13 protein-coding genes and 3 pseudogenes are annotated in these 16,361 nt (G+C 70.0%); 11 read left to right on the top strand and 5 right to left on the bottom strand.

Features of this window, described 5'->3' with window-relative positions:
• The first annotated feature begins 232 nt into the window (after positions 1-232).
• The 4 genes from PV342_RS36180 (at position 233) to PV342_RS36165 (ending at position 7,539) form a co-directional block, all read left to right on the top strand.
• The gene (locus tag PV342_RS36180; RefSeq protein ID WP_500320402.1) at positions 233-4,885 is read left to right on the top strand and encodes a family 78 glycoside hydrolase catalytic domain; all 4,653 of its coding nucleotides are present in this window, start codon (positions 233-235) and stop codon (positions 4,883-4,885) included.
• Between the two features lie 227 nt (positions 4,886-5,112).
• Positions 5,113-5,496 (top strand): VOC family protein, encoded by a 384-nt coding sequence (locus PV342_RS36175; RefSeq protein ID WP_400806122.1) that lies wholly within the window; start codon positions 5,113-5,115, stop codon positions 5,494-5,496.
• A gap of 787 nt (positions 5,497-6,283) precedes the next feature.
• Positions 6,284-6,931: a cysteine hydrolase family protein gene (locus tag PV342_RS36170; protein WP_400806125.1), complete on the top strand. Its 648-nt coding sequence runs from the start codon at positions 6,284-6,286 to the stop codon at positions 6,929-6,931.
• Positions 6,932-7,272: 341 nt separating this feature from the next.
• The gene (locus tag PV342_RS36165) at positions 7,273-7,539 is read left to right on the top strand and encodes a hypothetical protein (RefSeq protein WP_500320400.1); all 267 of its coding nucleotides are present in this window, start codon (positions 7,273-7,275) and stop codon (positions 7,537-7,539) included.
• Between the two features lie 124 nt (positions 7,540-7,663).
• Here PV342_RS36165 and PV342_RS36160 read toward each other — a convergent pair.
• Positions 7,664-7,771: pseudogene (locus PV342_RS36160) on the bottom strand (CGNR zinc finger domain-containing protein); the annotation flags it as partial.
• 1 nt (position 7,772) lies between these two features.
• Here PV342_RS36160 and PV342_RS36155 point away from each other — a divergent pair.
• Together PV342_RS36155 and PV342_RS36150 are read left to right on the top strand one after the other, a co-directional pair.
• Positions 7,773-7,994 (top strand): annotated as a pseudogene (locus tag PV342_RS36155) (MBL fold metallo-hydrolase); the annotation flags it as partial.
• A gap of 960 nt (positions 7,995-8,954) precedes the next feature.
• On the top strand, positions 8,955-9,746 hold the full coding sequence (locus PV342_RS36150; protein WP_500320398.1) for a GNAT family N-acetyltransferase: 792 nt from the start codon (positions 8,955-8,957) through the stop codon (positions 9,744-9,746).
• A 401-nt stretch (positions 9,747-10,147) separates the two neighbouring features.
• Here PV342_RS36150 and PV342_RS36145 read toward each other — a convergent pair whose 3' ends face one another.
• On the bottom strand, positions 10,148-10,546 hold the full coding sequence (locus PV342_RS36145) for a VOC family protein (protein ID WP_500320396.1): 399 nt from the start codon (positions 10,544-10,546) through the stop codon (positions 10,148-10,150).
• Positions 10,547-10,639: 93 nt separating this feature from the next.
• On the opposite strand from PV342_RS36145, the gene PV342_RS36140 reads away from it, so the two are divergent.
• Positions 10,640-11,635, top strand: coding sequence for a helix-turn-helix transcriptional regulator (locus tag PV342_RS36140; RefSeq protein WP_500320394.1), 996 nt, complete (start codon positions 10,640-10,642; stop codon positions 11,633-11,635).
• 208 nt (positions 11,636-11,843) lie between these two features.
• On the opposite strand, the gene PV342_RS36135 is transcribed toward PV342_RS36140, so the two are convergent.
• A complete protein-coding gene (locus PV342_RS36135; protein ID WP_400806138.1) occupies positions 11,844-13,022 on the bottom strand; it encodes an adenosylhomocysteinase in 1,179 nt (392 codons plus the stop codon).
• A 353-nt stretch (positions 13,023-13,375) separates the two neighbouring features.
• Between PV342_RS36135 and PV342_RS36130 the strand changes: the two genes are divergently transcribed.
• A complete protein-coding gene (locus tag PV342_RS36130) occupies positions 13,376-13,582 on the top strand; it encodes an SWIM zinc finger family protein (RefSeq protein WP_400806141.1) in 207 nt (68 codons plus the stop codon).
• Here the strand turns inward: PV342_RS36130 and PV342_RS36125 are convergent.
• Both PV342_RS36125 and PV342_RS36120 read right to left on the bottom strand, forming a co-directional pair.
• Positions 13,495-13,716 (bottom strand): hypothetical protein, encoded by a 222-nt coding sequence (locus PV342_RS36125; RefSeq protein ID WP_361006664.1) that lies wholly within the window; start codon positions 13,714-13,716, stop codon positions 13,495-13,497. The genes PV342_RS36130 and PV342_RS36125 overlap by 88 nt on opposite strands.
• Before the next feature lie 462 nt (positions 13,717-14,178).
• A pseudogene (locus tag PV342_RS36120) lies at positions 14,179-14,492 on the bottom strand (hypothetical protein); the annotation flags it as partial.
• Between the two features lie 314 nt (positions 14,493-14,806).
• Here PV342_RS36120 and PV342_RS36115 point away from each other — a divergent pair.
• The 3 genes from PV342_RS36115 to PV342_RS36105 all read left to right on the top strand — a co-directional run bounded on the left by PV342_RS36115 (position 14,807) and on the right by PV342_RS36105 (position 16,273).
• Positions 14,807-15,481, top strand: a complete 675-nt coding sequence (locus PV342_RS36115; RefSeq protein WP_500320392.1) for a hypothetical protein — start codon at positions 14,807-14,809, stop codon at positions 15,479-15,481.
• A 218-nt stretch (positions 15,482-15,699) separates the two neighbouring features.
• Positions 15,700-15,918: a DUF6364 family protein gene (locus PV342_RS36110; protein ID WP_018559404.1), complete on the top strand. Its 219-nt coding sequence runs from the start codon at positions 15,700-15,702 to the stop codon at positions 15,916-15,918.
• Positions 15,902-16,273 carry a fic family toxin-antitoxin system, toxin component gene (locus PV342_RS36105; protein WP_386995615.1) on the top strand — a complete coding sequence of 124 codons (372 nt, stop codon included), beginning with the start codon at positions 15,902-15,904 and terminating at the stop codon, positions 16,271-16,273. Before PV342_RS36110 ends, PV342_RS36105 begins: the two co-directional genes overlap by 17 nt.
• Positions 16,274-16,361: the final 88 nt, after the last annotated feature.

Here is a 16,361-nt window from a genome sequence, read left to right as displayed (position 1 = left end):
GGTCCGCCGGCCCGACAGCCGGACCTCGCAACCCGCTTCAGCGTGGGTGATGGGCTCGCGGGCCGGGCCCTCGGCCAACGCGGAACCACGCGGGCGGTGGCCCCGTCGGCTTAAACCGATTCAACCCTCTCCCGAATCAGTTCAATCAAATCCGTCCAGCTCGTTGCCATGGAGGTGTGATCGCCTTCAGAGTGTCATTGAAGCGTTTCAGTACCCCTCTTGAGGAGTGCCAGTGCGTCAGCAGATCGCCGCCGTGGTCGCTGCATCAGTCCTCGTCGTGGTGGCACCCACGACGGCGACGGCAGCGAGTCCACCCACCGCCACAGCCACCGCCCCCGCAGCCGCTGCAACGAGCGTCAGCGACTTGACGGTCAACGCCCTCGACGACCCGCTCGGTGTCCCGTTGGCGGCGCCGACGCTCGGCTGGCAGCTCGCCTCCGAGCGCCGCGGCGTCACACAGCGGGCCTACGAGATACACGTCGCCTCATCGGCCGGCCGCCTCGACCACCCGGACGTCTGGGACAGCGGCAAGGTCTCCTCCCGTCAGTCGGTCGACGTCCGCTACGGCGGCCCCGCGCTGAGACCGCATACCGACTACTCCTGGTCTGTTCGCGTATGGGACGACCGGGGCGTCGCCTCCCAGTGGAGCGCGCCCGCCACGTTCGGCACCGCTCTGGGATCCCAACCGTGGACCGCCGCGTGGATCGGTGCGGACACGCCCGCGCTGGGCGCCAAGTGGACCGACTACACGGTCGAGTTCACCGCCTCCGACATCAGCGGGGCACTCGGCGTCTACTTCCGTGGCCAGGACACCGAGAACGCTTACATGTGGCAGATCAGCGACACCGACGACGCGCTGCGCCCGCACGTGAAACGCAACAGCGGCTACTCGGTCCTCAAGGCGACGCCGTTCCCGTCCGGGTTCGACTTCGCCGCCGAGCACGACTACGCGATCGCCGTCGACGGCGACACGATCACCACCACCGTCGACGGCAAGCAGCTGGACCAGCGCACCGACGCGACGTTCGGCGGCCCCGGAACGATGGGCTTCCGCACCAGCGGCGCGGAGCGCGGACTGGTCCGCGACGTCACGGTCACCAGCGCCGACGGCACCGTCCTCGTCGACACCGCCTTCCCCACGGGCGACCGCACCTTCGCGTCGGGCACCGTGACCGCCGGCGGCCTGCGCGTCGACAGCGCGGGCGGCGAGGCCTGGCTGCGCCGCGACAAGCCTGTCCCGCTGCTGCGCAAGGAATTCGACCTCGGCGGAAAGAAGGTCGCGCGGGCACGCGTCTACGCATCGGCGCGCGGCGTGTACGAACTGCGGCTCAACGGCTCGCGGGTGGGCAGCGCCGAACTCGCGCCCGGCTGGACTGCGTACGACAAACGCATCGACTACCAGACCTACGACGTGACCCGGCAGGTCCGCGCCGGCGCGAACGTCATCGGCGCCGAGGTCGCACCGGGCTGGTACAGCGGCAAGGTCGCCATGTTCGGCACCGACGTCTACGGCAAGGACAACTCGGTGATCGCCGAGATGCTCGTGGAGTTCACCGACGGCACCAGCACCACCATCCGCACCGACGGCACCTGGACCACCGCCGGCGGTCCGACCCGCCAGGCCGACCTGCTCGACGGCGAGGCCTACGACGCACGGGTGGCGAAGCAGGTCGACGGCTGGGACAGGCCCGGTTACGACGACGCGGACTGGGCCAGGGCGGACGTCCGCGACGAGCCGGTGACCGTACTTGAACCGCAGACCGCCGTCGACGTACGGGTCACCCAGGAGCTCAGGACCGCGAAGCGGATCGACTCGCCGACCGCCGGCGTCCACCTCTACGACCTCGGGCAGAACATGGTCGGCCATGTACGCCTGACCCTCAAGGGCGAGCCCGGCCGGACGGTGAAGATCCGGCACGGCGAGGTGCTCAACCCCGACGGCACCCTCTACACCGCGAACCTGCGCACCGCGAAAGCGACCGACCACTACACCTTCGCCACGGACCAGCCGGAGACCTTCGAGCCCTCGTTCACCTTCCACGGCTTCCGGTACGTCGAGATATCCGGCGTCGACGAGGCCCCCGCGGCCAAGGACCTGGTCGGTGTCGTCGTCGGCACCGACGGGGACCTCACCAGCAGCCTCGACACCAGTTCCGACCTCGTCAACCAGTTGCACAGCAACATCGTCTGGGGCATGCGCGGCAACTTCCTGTCGATCCCCACGGACACGCCCGCGCGCGACGAGCGCATGGGCTGGGCCGGCGACATCAACGTCTTCGCCCGCACCGCCGTCTACAACATGGACGCGCAGTCCTTCCTGACCAAGTGGCTGCAGGACCTGAGAGACACCCAGCGGTCGAACGGCTCGCTGCCCGGCGTCGCCCCCGTGGTTCCCGGCCGCTTCGACGGCGGTTACGAGTCGGCCGGGTGGATGGACGCCGGCGTGCACGTGCCGTGGACGCTGTGGCAGGCGTACGGCGACACCGACGTCATTCGCGAGAACTACGACATGATGAAGAAGTACGTCGACTTCCTCGACGCCGACTCCACCGGCCACATCCGCTCCGCCGGCGGCTATCTCGACTGGCTCAACCTCGACGACGCCACCCCGGCCGACGTTCTCGACACCGCGTTCGTCGCCAAGAGCACCGTTGAGTTCGCTCAGATGGCGGCCGCCATCGGGCGGGACGGCGACGCGGCGGCGTACCAGCAGCGCTACGAGGCGATCAGGTCGGCGTACCAGGCGGCGTTCGTCGGCGCCGACGGCACCGTCAAGGGCGACAGCCAGACCTCGTACATTCTGACGCTGACCAACGACCTCGCCCCCGCCGACCGGCGCGACGCGGTCGTCGCCAAGTTCGTCGGGACCCTCGAGCGCCGCGACTACCACCTGTCGACCGGTTTCCTCGGCGTCGACGGACTGCTGCCGGCACTCACGGAGGCGGGCCGGTCCGACATCGCCTACCGGCTGCTGCAGCACGAGGACTACCCGTCCTGGGGCTACGAGATCGGCAAGGGCGCGACCACGGTCTGGGAACGGTGGAACTCCATCAACCCCGACGGAACCTTCAACGACGTGGGGATGAACTCGTTCAACCACTACGCGTACGGCGCCGTCGGCGAGTGGATGTACCGCACCATGGCGGGCGTCTCGGCGGCCGAGCCGGGCTACCGCAAGGTTCTCATCGCCCCGGAGCCCGGCAAGGGCGTCGACCACGTCGACTTCAGTCACGAGACGCCGTACGGCACGGTGCGCAGCGCGTGGAACACGACGTCCGGGGCGATGAAGCTCAACGTCACCGTGCCGGCGAACACCACCGCCGAGGTGCGCATCCCGGCGGCCAACCGCTGGGCGGTCACCGAGGGCGGCAAGCCGATCAGCGAGGTCGACGACGTGACGTACGTCAAGGAGACCGACGGGGACGTGGTGCTGGAGGTCGGCTCGGGGCGCTACGCGTTCGCGGTCGACCAGGTGCTCGGGGACCTGGGGGCGGCCCGGGCGCAGGCAGCGTCGTTCTCCGACGATGTCGACGCGCTGCAGGTGCGCGGTCTGAGCAAGATCGCCAAGGGTCACCTGCAGGTGCGCACCGCCCTGATGCGCAGTGAGCTCGCTGCTGCGTGGCGCCTGCAGAGCGAGGGCGCGGACGAGCGGCTGACCGCCGCCGCGGTGCACCGTGCGCTCGCCGGCGTGGCCGACCTCGACCGATGGACGCAGACGTACGCCGAGCAGGGCGCGATCGACAAGACGGCGGCCAAGGCGCTGCGTGATGCGCTGACCGGCATCGAGCAGACCCTCTCGCGGGCGTCGTCGCGCCTTGTCGGCGCGGTGGCCACGCTGGAGGTACCGGCCGGCGAGATCCTCCCGGGCGACGTCGTCCGCGTGAAGGTGGCGTTGAAGAACACCGGCAAGCAGCCTCTGACCGGCGTCGACTCGTCACTGCAGGCACCTGGCGGCTGGACGGTGAAGTCCGTGGGCCGGCACGCGTCGACCACGGGTGCCGGCAGTACCCTCGAGCACGCCTACGACGTCACAGTTGCGGCGGACGCGCAGGCGTCCGTGGCCGACCTCACCGGCTCGGTGTCCTACCAGTACGGGGGAGGAACGGCGACGCTACCGGTCTCGGCGGGCCTGGTGGTCGCCCCCGGCGTCGCCATCGACGGCGTGTCCACCACGCCTGACCCGGCCGGCCCGGGCGAGAAGGCCACCGTCAGCACCGTCCTGACCAACCGCACCGGTGTGGCGCAGTCCGGCAAGCTCACGCTCGGCCTCCCCGACGGCTGGTCGACGCCTGACCCGGTCGCCTACCACCTGAACCCGGGGGAGGAGACCACGGTCGAAGCCGTCGTGACGGTGCCGCTCACCGTCGTCGAGGGAGCGGCCGCGGTCACCGTGGCGACCGGCACGACGGCGGCCGAGCGGGCGACCGGCACGATCGCGGTCTCGCTGCCCACGCCACCTGCGGCGTCGAGCGACCACGTCGACCTCGGTGACGGGCCGTCGGAGTCCGCCCACCGGTTGACGGCGTCGGAGCACTCGGGGACGAACACCGAGGCCGGGCTGACCCGGCGCTACACCCACTCCTCCTACCCGGGCGGCTGGATGGAGTTCGACGTCGCCGTGCCTTCCAGCGGCCGCTTCGTGGTCCGCGTCGTCGAGACCTTCGACGGTGCCCGGCGCAAGACCTATGACGTCCGGGCCGAAGGCGAGGTGGTGCACAGCGTAGACCTGAGGCGAAGTGAGGGCGGCCAGGGGACCATCACCCACCAGTTCGTGGTGGACCCCTCCGCCGACACCTCGGACGGCACCGTACGGCTCCGCTTCCAGGACACCGGCGCCGACTACGACCCGTCGATCGCCGACGTGTGGGTGATGCCGGTCGACTGACATCACCGGCCACCGTCGTGTGCCTGGCACCCCGGTGACGGGGTGCCAGGCACACGACCCGTGGCAAGGGAGATCTCCGGACCATGCGGCGGTCGATGCCGGAGCGTTGGGGCCGACGGACGGGTCGGCGCCGCGTCAGCCAGATCAGGCCCAGTCGTGTCGTGCGGGCCGAGTTCCTTCGGTGCCAACGGTATCGGCGTCTGCGGGGGTCTCGGATAGGCTCAAGCATGCGATCTCGAACAGGCGGCATGTGGTGGGGGACGACGATCGAAGCGCCGGACCCCAGCGGTGTGGCGAGGTTCTACGCCGAACTCCTGGACTGGCACATCGGGCACGAAGAGCCGGGAACAGCCATCGTGGCGGCCTCCCCGCAGGGCCCGTTCTTCGTGTTCCAGCAGGCGGACGGCTATCGGCCTCCGGTGTGGCCACCGGCCGACGGCGACCAGCGCCCGATGATGCACTTCGACTTCCAGGTCGGCGACCTGGACTCGGCGGTCGCCGAGGCGGTCGCCCTGGGCGCCGCCATCGCGGAGTTCCAGCCGCAGGAGAACGTCCGGGTGCTGTTCGACCCGGCCGGCCACCCCTTCTGCCTGTGTCGTGACGACCAATAGATCAGGCGACGTCGGCCCTTCCGGGGACTTCGCGCAGGCGTTCGGCGTCGGGGTGTGGAGTTCTCCCGGGGCGGGTGGGTGAGTTGTCAGCGCGGGCGCCTACTGTGTCGGCCATGGAGACGACCTGCCAGACATGGGCGGAGACGGTCGCTCTGTTCGAGCGTCGCGGCTTCCCGCAGGAGACCTACGACAACCTGGATGAGGAGGAGTACATCCTGCGGTAACGACTCCTGACGGCAGCGCCTGCAGGGCACCGAGCCGCGAACTCGCCGCACTTCTCGCGCACCCGGTCGACTCCGGCGACGTCTGCGCAACGAAGTGCGGGCCGGCCACCGGTCCGTTGCTGGGTGGAGCGGGGCAAGGCCGGCAGCAGGCACCACCGCGCGCAGGATCGCGCGCTCGGAGTGGGCGACAACAACCTCATCCATGGGCCGTCAGTCCCCCGGGGACGATCGCCGACGTCCCCGTGATCGTCGCGTGCGGTTGCGCGGCTGACCGAGTCCCGCGTCCGGCACCGCGAGGGGATCGCGCGGCCCGCGCCCGAGCCCCGTCCGACGGGTGCACACCGCCCGACTTCACCGTGCGTGAAGCGGCTTCACCTCGACAAGGCTCGGCACCCCGGTGCCCGTCGATGCCGTTCACGCCTTGGGGCGGCGGGGGCGGCGACCGAGGTGCAGCAATGCACCGATGCGGAGTGCGCCGCGATGGGGCAAAGTGGAACGGAGGCGTCAAAACGTGCTTCGGAAGACATCCGCTGCAGGGTTTTTCATCGCGTCAGGAGCGCCAGGTGGAAATCAACAATACCGACACGGCGGTTGTGTTCATCGACCCGCAGAACGACGTGCTGAGCGAGGGCGGAGTGGCCTGGGACGCGGTGGGGGCGAGCGTCACGGAGAACAGGACCGTCGAGAACATGGAGAGAATTTTCGAGGCGGCGAAGGCGGGTGGATACGAGGTCTTCATCTCGCCCCATTATTTCTACCCGACCGACAGCGGGTGGCGAATGAACGGGCCCCTCGAGACGAGCGAACTCGAGACCCACACGTTCGCGAGGGCGGGACAGCTCGATCTCACGGGGTTCCGGAACTCCGGGGCGGACTGGCTGGACCGCTTCAAGCCCTATATCGAAGACGGCAGAACGGTGGTCGCCAGCCCGCACAAGGTATTCGGACCGGAAACCAACGACTTGGTGCTGCAGCTGCGGAAGCGGAAAATGCAGAAAATTATTCTCGGCGGGATGCTGGCGAACATGTGCGTCGAGTCCCATATGCGTCACCTCGTCGAGCAGGGATTCGAGGTCGCTGTGGTCAGGGATGCGACTGCCGGTCCTCGGCACCCGGTCTGGGGCGACGGATATCAGGCGGCGATCATCAATTACGGCTTCTTCGCCCATGCGCTGCTGTCGACTGACGAAGTGCTCGACGGTATGCGCTGAAGAGCTCGCGTGAAGGGCGCGCGACCTGGTGCGCGTGGCGAGGCCGGTGGTGCACACTTCTTCCCCGTGGAGATCATGGATGGCGAGCTGCGACGTCTTCGGTCCGGACCGCGGGCCAAGGACGGCGGACGGCAGCCGTTTCTCGTACGGGTCCGGTTCACCGCCGAGGACCCGGGCCAGGTCATCGCCGATGCGCGAGCGGTGCTGACGTGCGCGGTCGAGCGGATGGGCGACTGGCCCGCGTGCGAGCGGTGGCCGCAGCTGCTGCCGGCGTGGTTCGTCCAGCGGTGCGCACCCGAGCCCGAGGATCCGGAGCCTGGCGAGCCCTTCGATGCCGAGGCGTGGCCGCGGCAGTGGCGGGCGATGACGCCGGAGCAGAGGGCAGCCGCCGGTCAGGGGCCCTGGACGCTGTCGGATGGCTGCACTGCTTCGACCCGACCGAGGAAGGGGCCGGTGACGATCGCAGCTGGTGGTGGTGGCACGCGGGAACCGACGAACCGGGAAGCGGCTGGATTCAGGTGGCCACGACCGGCTGGCCGTTCGGCAGGGGTTCGCTGTCCTGGCTGATCAAGGCCGGCGGCGGTACGGATCTCGCCTATGGACCGTGAGCGCCGCGCACCGCGCGGGGACGCCTGCCGTAGCGGCCGCAAAGCAAGATAGCGATCCACGGCTGGAGTACCGGGGGCGACGTGGGGACCGTCATGAGCGCCGAGTGGCGCCCTGGGCCGCGTGTCAGTCCGGGGCGCCGCTGCGCCGGGCGTAGGCGCGGGCGGCGCGCACGCGGTCGCCGCAGCGCGTGGAGCACCAGTGGCGCCGCCCGTGGGTCCGCATGAGGAACCGGGCACCTCGCTTCCCCATGCTCTTCGACGGCAACCTGATCGTCCTGGACAGCGCGCAGGCCGCCGCGGCCACCAGGATCCTTGACGCCGGCCGTGTCGTCCCGGTGCACCACGACAGTTGGGCCCATTTCACCGAGGGTCGCGACGACCTGGAGGCCGCCTTCACCGCCGCCGGCCTGGCCGACCGTCTGGACGAGGACTGGAGGCGGCGTTCTTCGGCCTGAGCCGCCCCCGGCCGGGCCGGGAGAGGCAGCCGGGGCCGGCGGAGGCCGGCGAAGATGAGCTGAGCGCGGAACTCACCGCATGGGCGACAGCCAGGCCGAGGTGTTTCCCGACGCCGAACTCCGCGAGCTCGTGCTCCCCGCGATCCGCGCGGACTACCGCCTGCTGGAACGCTACGACGTGATTCCCGTTGCGCCGCATGCGGGGCCGTGGCGGTCGCACGTTCCGGGATGGTGTGGACCACCCGTGCCCGCGGGGCCCACACGCGAGGTCGCGTGTGGGTTCGTTGTGTGCGGAGGCGACGGGACGGATGTCCAGGCGCCCGGTGACATGCGATGCCCGCCGCCGGACCACTCCCCGTCGTGGAGAGCGAACCGCGCTGACGCGGCGATTCCCGCATCTGTTCCGCGCTTCGCCGTGGCCCCGGTAGCCGCCTCAGGCGTGCGCGGGTTGCCGACCGCGAGTTTTAGATGATGATAAACTTCTAACTGAGGGCAAGGTCCGCCAGTCCCTGCGCGCCACCCTGCCCTCGTCACCGTGGTCACCCCTGACCGCACGCACAGACAATGAAGTGACGGACATGACCCCCTGTCTGAACCACCACCTGCGGATTCCGGTGGCTTTCCGAGACGAGCAGGGGGCTGTCCTGCCCCGAACCGTCGAGGCCACCGTCGCGCCCACGGCGGGAACTGGCCGGCCAGGTGGCCTAAACGTCATCGAGTGAGCGTGGCCGGGCGCGGCCGTACTGACGGATCTCCCCGGCGACGTCACCTCGGGCATCGTCCTGGCCTACGACATCCCGGAGGGCTTCACCGTCGGCGACTTCGCCCAGCACTTCAGTGCCGTGACCGTGGGCACCTCCGAGAGCCGACCTCCCCTCAGTCGCGCTCGGCGCCTCGCGATCACTTCTTTCCCCGTCCGGCGTTCTGCCGGTGTCCAAGCACCTCGTGAGTGGAGTTCACATGGATCCCAAGTCTCTCGGTGACCGAGCGGATGCGGCCGCGCACGCCTTCGGGTCGGCGATGGAGAAGCTGGTGGGCGTTGTTCCCGGCGCCACCGGCCGCAGAGGCCCCCAGGGCACTCTCCTCGCCCTCACCCGCTCGCACATACCCGCCCTGAACGTCGTGATGAGCACGGCGAGGAAGCCGGACGCGGGGGAGTGCGCAGATCTGGCCGCTGTGGCCGCCGAGGAGGCTGGCCGGCACGGGTTCCCCTGGAGCATCCGCCTGCGCGGCGGCCCGGACGACGCGATCGTGCGCAAGGCCGGTGAGTACGGGCTGACCCGCAAGTCCGAGCAGCCCTTCATGGTCATGCCGCTGACGGGCGGATCCGTGCTCCCGCCGGAAGGCGGACGGGTGCGGGTGCGGGCGCTGAGCGGTGCCGAGTACAACGAGTTCGCCCAGGTGCTGGCCGCGGGGTTCGGCGCACCTCCGGTGATCATCTCCAGCCTGTACACACCGGCTGTTCTGGACGCGCAGGGGATCACCGCCTACGTGGCCGAGGCGGACGGGGTCGCCGTGGCCGCGGGTCTGGGGGTCGTGGTCGAGGGCCACCTCGGCGTCATCAACGTCGCCACGACACCGCAGCACCGCGGCAAGGGCCACGCCCGGGTTGTGGTGGAGAAGATTCTTTTGGACGGGCGGGCCTCTGGCGCGCACACGGCCTACCTCCACGCGACCGATGAGGCGGTCGGTCTCTTCGAGAGCCTCGGCTTCCGCACCGCGGAGACGTGGACCTCGTTGATCGGATCCTGACCGCCGCCTGTCCCGCGTCGTGAGACCCGGCACCGTGGGCGTCGTCACCGGCGACGCCCACGGTGCCGGACGCAGAACCGGCCAGGTACCCGCACCACACAGGTGTGCGGAGCGGCATGATGCGCCGGGCGGCGTCAGCCCTGGAACTTCGCCATGTCGCCGACGAAGCGGTAGCGGACCTGGGAGCGGTGCAACTCCGGGATGGCCCTGGTGAGGCCCCTGGCGTGGGGCGAGCGAGCCGTCATGTGGCGGCCGGCGAGATCCGACCGAGCCCTTGCGCCGGAGCGCCCGAGCGCGATCCGCCGTCTTCGCAGGAACGAGCTCATTGTTCGGGGCTCATCGGCGCGTTCATCGGGAGCCCTGGCATCTCAGGGCTCCCGCGTGAGCGGCTGTGCGGGACGTCAGCGTGCGAACTTCTCGATGGCCGCCGGGGTGACGGGGGTGAAGAAGTTGACGAGGTTGCCGTCGGGATCGCGGAACAGCAGCGACCGATTGCCCCAGGGCATCGTGGTGGGCTCGGTGACGAAGTCTGTGACGAAGTCGGTCAGGTTCTGGTGAACGCGGTCCACGTCGTCGACGAGGAACTCGGCGATCACGCTGTGGTTGTCCGCCGGGCGGGCGGAGCCCGGGGCGAACAGCGGAACGGTGCGGGTGCTCGCGATCGCGAGAGTGGCGCCCGTGGTCTGGAGTTCGGCGAAGTCCGGGGTGGCCCACTTCGCCCGAACCCCCGTGGCTCGCTCGTAGAACTCGACGAGGCGCGCGACGTCGCCGGTGATGATGCGAATCGAGACGAAGTCCATGGAAATCTCCTGTGCCGTGCTGGAGGTGTGCACGTCGCAGGCTAGGAGAAATAGGGGACGGAATCGGTCCTGTATTGGCGCTAGGCTGTGAACATGCCTCGCCCCACCGGCCGCGTACTGACCCTTTTGGAGCTGCTGCAGTCGGGCGGCACCCGGACGGTGGCGGAACTCGCCGACCGGCTCGGCGTCGAGGGCCGCACAGTACGGCGGTACGTGGGGCAGCTGATCGACCTCGACGTGCCCGTGGAATCGGTGCGCGGACGCTACGGCGGATACCGGCTCGCCCCCGGGTACCGCCTGCCTCCGCTCATGCTCAGCGACGACGAGGCGCTGGCCGTTTTGCTCGGACTCGTCGCCGGCCGCCGGACAGGGCTGACGACGACGGAGCGTACGGCGAGCGAGACGGCATCGGCGAAGATCCGGCGGGTGCTGCCCAAGCACATCGCCCGTCGGCTCGACCTCCTCCTGGAGACTCTCGCCTTCACGGATCAGCCCGGTGAGTTCGACACCCCGGACGCCGAGGTCCTGCTCGCCATCGCCGATGCGGTGCGCCACCGCAGACCGCTGTCGGTCCGCTACACCGACCGCGACGGACGGCGCAGCGAACGCACGCTGCACGCGTACGGCATCGTCGCCCATTCGGGCCGGTGGTACGTGACGGGCGAGGACGCCCGGATCGGCGAGGACCGCACCTTCCGGCTCGACCGCATCGCGGACGCGAGACCCCTGCCCGGCTCATTCGAAGCACCCATGGGCCCCGGTCCGGCACACCGCGTGTTGTCAGGGTTCGCCACGGCCGAGTACCGGCACGAGGTGATCTTGCGGGTCCACGGGACAGCTGAGCAGGTCCGCGCCCACCTTCCCGCCAGTGTCGCGAACCTGGACGAGTACGAGCCCGAGCCCGCGGCAGGCCAGGACCGGGCGGACGAACGCTGGTTGCGCGTCGAGCTACGGGTGGAGCGGCTCGACTGGTTGCCTCGGGTACTCGCGACCCTCGACCGGCCGTTCGTCATCGAGCGCCCCGAGGAACTGCGCGACCTCGTCATCTCGCTCGCCGATCGCCTCGCGTCCTACGCCCGTCGAGCCTGACGGCTACCTGCGGGGTCGCTCACGCCGCCGGCCGGCCGGCGGCGACTCCGTACGCGCTTCCAGTCCACCGTGACCTTCCTGCTGCTCCGACGAGCAGCAAGAAGGTCGCGGAAGCGGTGGCGGTGCCGCCCCCACGCGGGACCCACCGCCGGGTCGAGCGCGGCCACACCCGTGGACTCACGATGAACCCCTGGAACAGCGTGGACGGTCAGGAACTCAGCAAGCCGACCAGGTCGGTGGCCACTTGACGGTCGATCGGCGCCGGAACGGCCTGCACTCCGGGGGCCAGCCGATTCTCCGCCGCCGCGGTGAGAGCCGCCAGGCTCCTGGCCTGAAGAGTGAGTCCGAGGTCCATGGCCTGGATGGGGTTCCCCTTGGCGGCCGTCAGGTTGATCATCTTGGTGTCGGCCAGGACGATGACCTCTCTCCCGTCCTTCAGACGGTGGACGGCGCGTTCGTGGCCGCCGGCTCCCAGACGCTCGACTGTCGACGTACGGCCGGACAGGGCCGCGGTGTCGAGCTCCCAGGGCATGTGCCCGACGCCGGCGATCACCGTGCCGTCCGCGAGAACGTCCAGTTCCGCCGCGCCGATGACACCGGGATGCCCGGTGGCGAGGAAGAGGAGCTGGGTCTCGGGCAGGAGATCGTTCAGCGCTCCCGTCGCATGCCCTGCCATGACGGCTTCGAGCGCGCGATAGGGGTCGACGTCGGCCACGGAGACGCGGGCGCCGAGTTTGGCGAGGGTGTCGGCCACTCCCTTGCCGCACGGCCCGTAGCCGACGACGGTCGCCCGTGCTCCGGGGAGCATGAGGTTGGTGGCGTTCATGAAGCCTTGCACGACACTCTGCCCGACGCCGTACTCGTTCTCGACCAGCAGCTTGAGGCGGCTGTCGTTGATGACGATCACCGGAAAGCCTGGTTGGGTGTCCCAGGAGCGGATGCGCAGGCCGCCGGTGGTGGTCTCCTCGGTGGCTCCGATGAGGGAAGGCAGACCGCCCCGTGCGAGCACGCCTGCGATCAGGTCGCCTCCGTTGTCGAGGATCAGGTCGGGCTCCGAGTCCAGCACACGGGCAATGTTGTCGCGGTGCTGCTCCAGGCTGTCCGAGCGCTGGCCGACGACGTGCACGCCCGCGTCCCGCAGGGCCGCGGCGGTGGCTTCCTGAGTCGTGCCCGGGGAACCGGTGAGCGTGACATGTGCGCCGGCCTGGGCCAGGTGGGACACGAGCACAGCGGTCTTGGGCTCGATGTGGAGGCAGATGCCGATCCGCCGGCCGGCGAAGGCGCTGGAGTGGGTCTGCATGGTGGCGGCGAGCAGCGGCATGTGGCGAGCGGCCCACCGGGTGTCGTCGTGAGAGATCGCGAAGCGCGCAGCGGAGAACTGGGACATGACAGGTTCCTTGGCTGTGAGATGGGAACGTTGGTGCGTGCACTCGGTGCACGAGGTTGCATGGATGCGAACCAACGCTTCAGCCGTAGAACTCACTGCGGTAGGAGTGGTCGCCGAAGATGCACAGGCGGCGGCTTCTTCCGATCATGTTCATCGGGGCCTCCCTCCTGTGGAAACGGTCACGGCAGCCCTCAGGCGACGAAGGCACATCGTAAGTTACACGTATAACTAGTCGCAACAGCCGCTTGCGCGAGGACGTGCCGCCTCGCCTTGGTCGGGGGCCCGGACGCGCCAGTCTCGGGCAGCGCTGTGGACTTCGGCCTCTGCCTCGGCGCCGCATCGCCACGCCGGGCATGGGCCCGGGACCGCGCCGGCCCGGGCCCGCCCGCTGCACCTGTCGACGACGCCTGCCGTGTGCTCACGCGCGTTGGGCATGCCTCCGCGCTCTGGCACGTGAGCCGGGTCGGCCGCGCTACCCGTTCTCGATGAAGGTCGCCGTGGCGAGACCGATCACGACAGCAGTGGCAGTGGCGGCGGCCCCGGCCGAGATGGCGGAGTAGGCGCCGAGTTCGCCGACCGCGCCGGCGACCGTGCCCACGGCGAACCCGACGTTCGCCGAGGCCGAGGCGATGATCGCAATCACCGTCCCTCTCGACGAGCGGTGGTGGTGTGCCCTGTGCGGTGTACCGTCCACGAGGAACTCCTTTGTCAAGGCGCGGGCAAGTTCGTACCCGGCCCACCGGCCAAGGTGCGAGAGTCAGCCGGTGGGCCGTTCTTGTGATGAGGCTAGGAGGGGGTCGTGCGGGACCGAGATCCGAACCTCACGCTCCGTCAGCCGAGATGGCCGCCTGTCACCCCCTGGCGGCGGCATCCTGCGGTCACTCCCGGTGGCACGGCGAAGCGCCGACCTGCGATGGCGATATGCAGCCCCCGGCGCAGAGAGTCGGTGGCCCTGCTGCGGACGTACCGGAGGGGCCACGGCTGGGGGAGTTCCCGCTCCACGGGTCGGCGCGGCAGCGATGAGGATCTTCAGGCGGCGAACATGACGAGCTGCCATACCTGATCAGGTGGCTCGTTGCCAGTGAACGCGCCGTCCACGACGGCCGGTTCCAGGCCTGACGACAGCGGACGTCAGGGTGCGCCGGCGCGGCGTCGCGCGCATCTTCCGCCAGTCCTCGACGGTCTCCCGGACGTCGGAAAGGGCCCGTCGCCGGTCCGTCGTGATCTGCTTCAGGTCGTCTCGGTCGGTCTCACGGTCGATCTCCACGTGGATCCACGACTCGACCGGCACGTCGTGCGGCACGCCGGCGGCTTGCCGTCACATCGCGGCGCGCCGGCATCTGCGGGTGGACGGCGACGTGGATCGCGCTGACGTGACAGCTCGTAGGCGACATGGTCGACCGGGAACGGCACGTCGTCGGTGACGAATTCGACGACGGTGTGGCTGCGCGGCCGGCCGTTCTCCTCCACCGGGAGAGCGGGGAATGGCAGGCTGCGGCCGCGGAGGCTCGCCGCCGGCAGGTCGCCGGCCACGCGGCGTGGTCGGCCGCGCCCCTGGCCGACCCTTCGACGCGCTCCGAGGTCGGCGAAGACGCATGCCGGGTGCCGAAGGCCCGTCGCGTCATCCGCGCAGAAGTGGCGGGCCCGCGCACCGGTCTGCCGACAACCCGCTTCCGAGCGGCGGCCCCGAGGTGCTCGGACGGCCGTTCGCGGCGGCGCGGTGCGGCGGTCGGTGACGTCCGAACTGTGGTGCGGCGATCGGGTGTGCGCGTTACGGTGCCCGGATGACATTCGAAGACCATGACGAGTCTGCCCCCCGCACGAACGACGCCTGGGCCGACGCCCTGGCCCGCGCCGTACAACTCGCGCTCACCACGCTGCGGTCGGCTCCCTCGGAGGCGGAGCTGTGGGACGCGACGGCCGGCTCGTTGGAGTGGACGTGCTGGGAGACGGCCGAGCACCTGGCGGACGACCTGTTCTTCTACGGGATGCAGATCGGGACGCCCGGCCTGCCGGCCGGAACCTATGTCCCCTTCGGGATGCACCGCCAACGGCCCGAAGGGCCGCTCAACAACCTCCAGGCCGATCGGGAGGCGGGCCCGTCCGGGCTGCTGACGGTCCTGGAGGCGTGCGGTGCGATGCAGGTCTCCCTTACTCGCACGACTCCCTCGTCGGCGCGCGCCCACCACACCTTCGGTACCTCGGACCCGGCTGGTTTCGCGGCGATGGGCATCGTCGAGACCCTTGTCCACACTTACGACATCACAGCAGGCCTCGGCTTGGAGTTCACCGCCCCCGACGACCTGTGCGCACTGGTCCTCGGAAGGCTCTTCCCGCATGTGGAGAGCGACGAGGAGCCGTGGCCGACGCTGCTGTGGGCCACCGGGCGGGGTGACCTCCCGGGGCGGGAGCACGTGGAGAAGTGGCGCTGGTACGGGGAGGTCCGCGAGGCGGAGTGAGGCTCCTCGCGCTCGGAAGCAGGGAGGCGAGGAGTAGCGCGCGTCAGCGAGGACTCCGTGCCGAGCCTGCACCCGCGGGCCCCGACCGTGAGGGAGATCTCCCGGGCCGGGCTCCGTCGAGGTGGCGCGTGGGTGGCAGCCGGTCCGGCGCGGGGGAGCACACCTGAACCCTGTGAGAAGCACTACCGATCATGGCTAGCGGGAGCTAGCATCGCTGCATGGCCAAGACGCAGCTGAACGTCCGGCTGGACGAGGACACGGTGGAGGCGGCCCGCCAGGCGGCGGGGAACCGGCACATGTCCCTCCAGGAGTACATCGAGCACCTGGTGAAGTCCGACACCGATCCCGTCCGGAAGGCGTTCCTCGCGTCCGCGGCGAACGTGATCGAGGAGTTCGGGGACCTCATCGAGGAGCGCGTGCGTGAACCTCGCGGTTGACCTCGGCTGGATCCTGAGCGTTGCGAGTCAGGCGGGGGAGGGCGATCCGGCCCCCGACGACTTCGGCGTGCCCCTGTCGGCGGTGGAGCGCCACAAGGCCCAGTTGTTCGACCGGGACGTCTACGACGGGCCGGTGGCACGGGCGGCGGCGCTGGCGCACTCCCTAGGGCGTATGCGGTGGCTGGAGCGGTCGAACATGACGGTCGCCGTGGCGGTGACGGTGGCGTATCTGCAGGCCGCCGGCCGCGAGGTGAAACCGACCTGGGACGAGGTGCGGGCTCTGGTCGACGAGTTGCGCGACGAGGCGTGCACCGTGCAGAGCCTGGCGGCGCTGCTGCGGGCGTGGCCCGCCTGAGGCAGTGCCGCAGAGGACCGCGGCCCAGAGAGGGCTGCGGTCCTCTGCGCGAGGGGAAGGCCTCGCAGGGGTACGGGTGGGCCGGTCC

Source organism: Streptomyces sp. PA03-3a (genome assembly GCF_033792735.1).
Classification (GTDB): Bacteria; Actinomycetota; Actinomycetes; order Streptomycetales; family Streptomycetaceae; genus Actinacidiphila.
The sequence above is the reverse complement of the archived record's forward strand: the minus strand, read 5'-3'. Positions and strand labels throughout refer to the sequence as shown.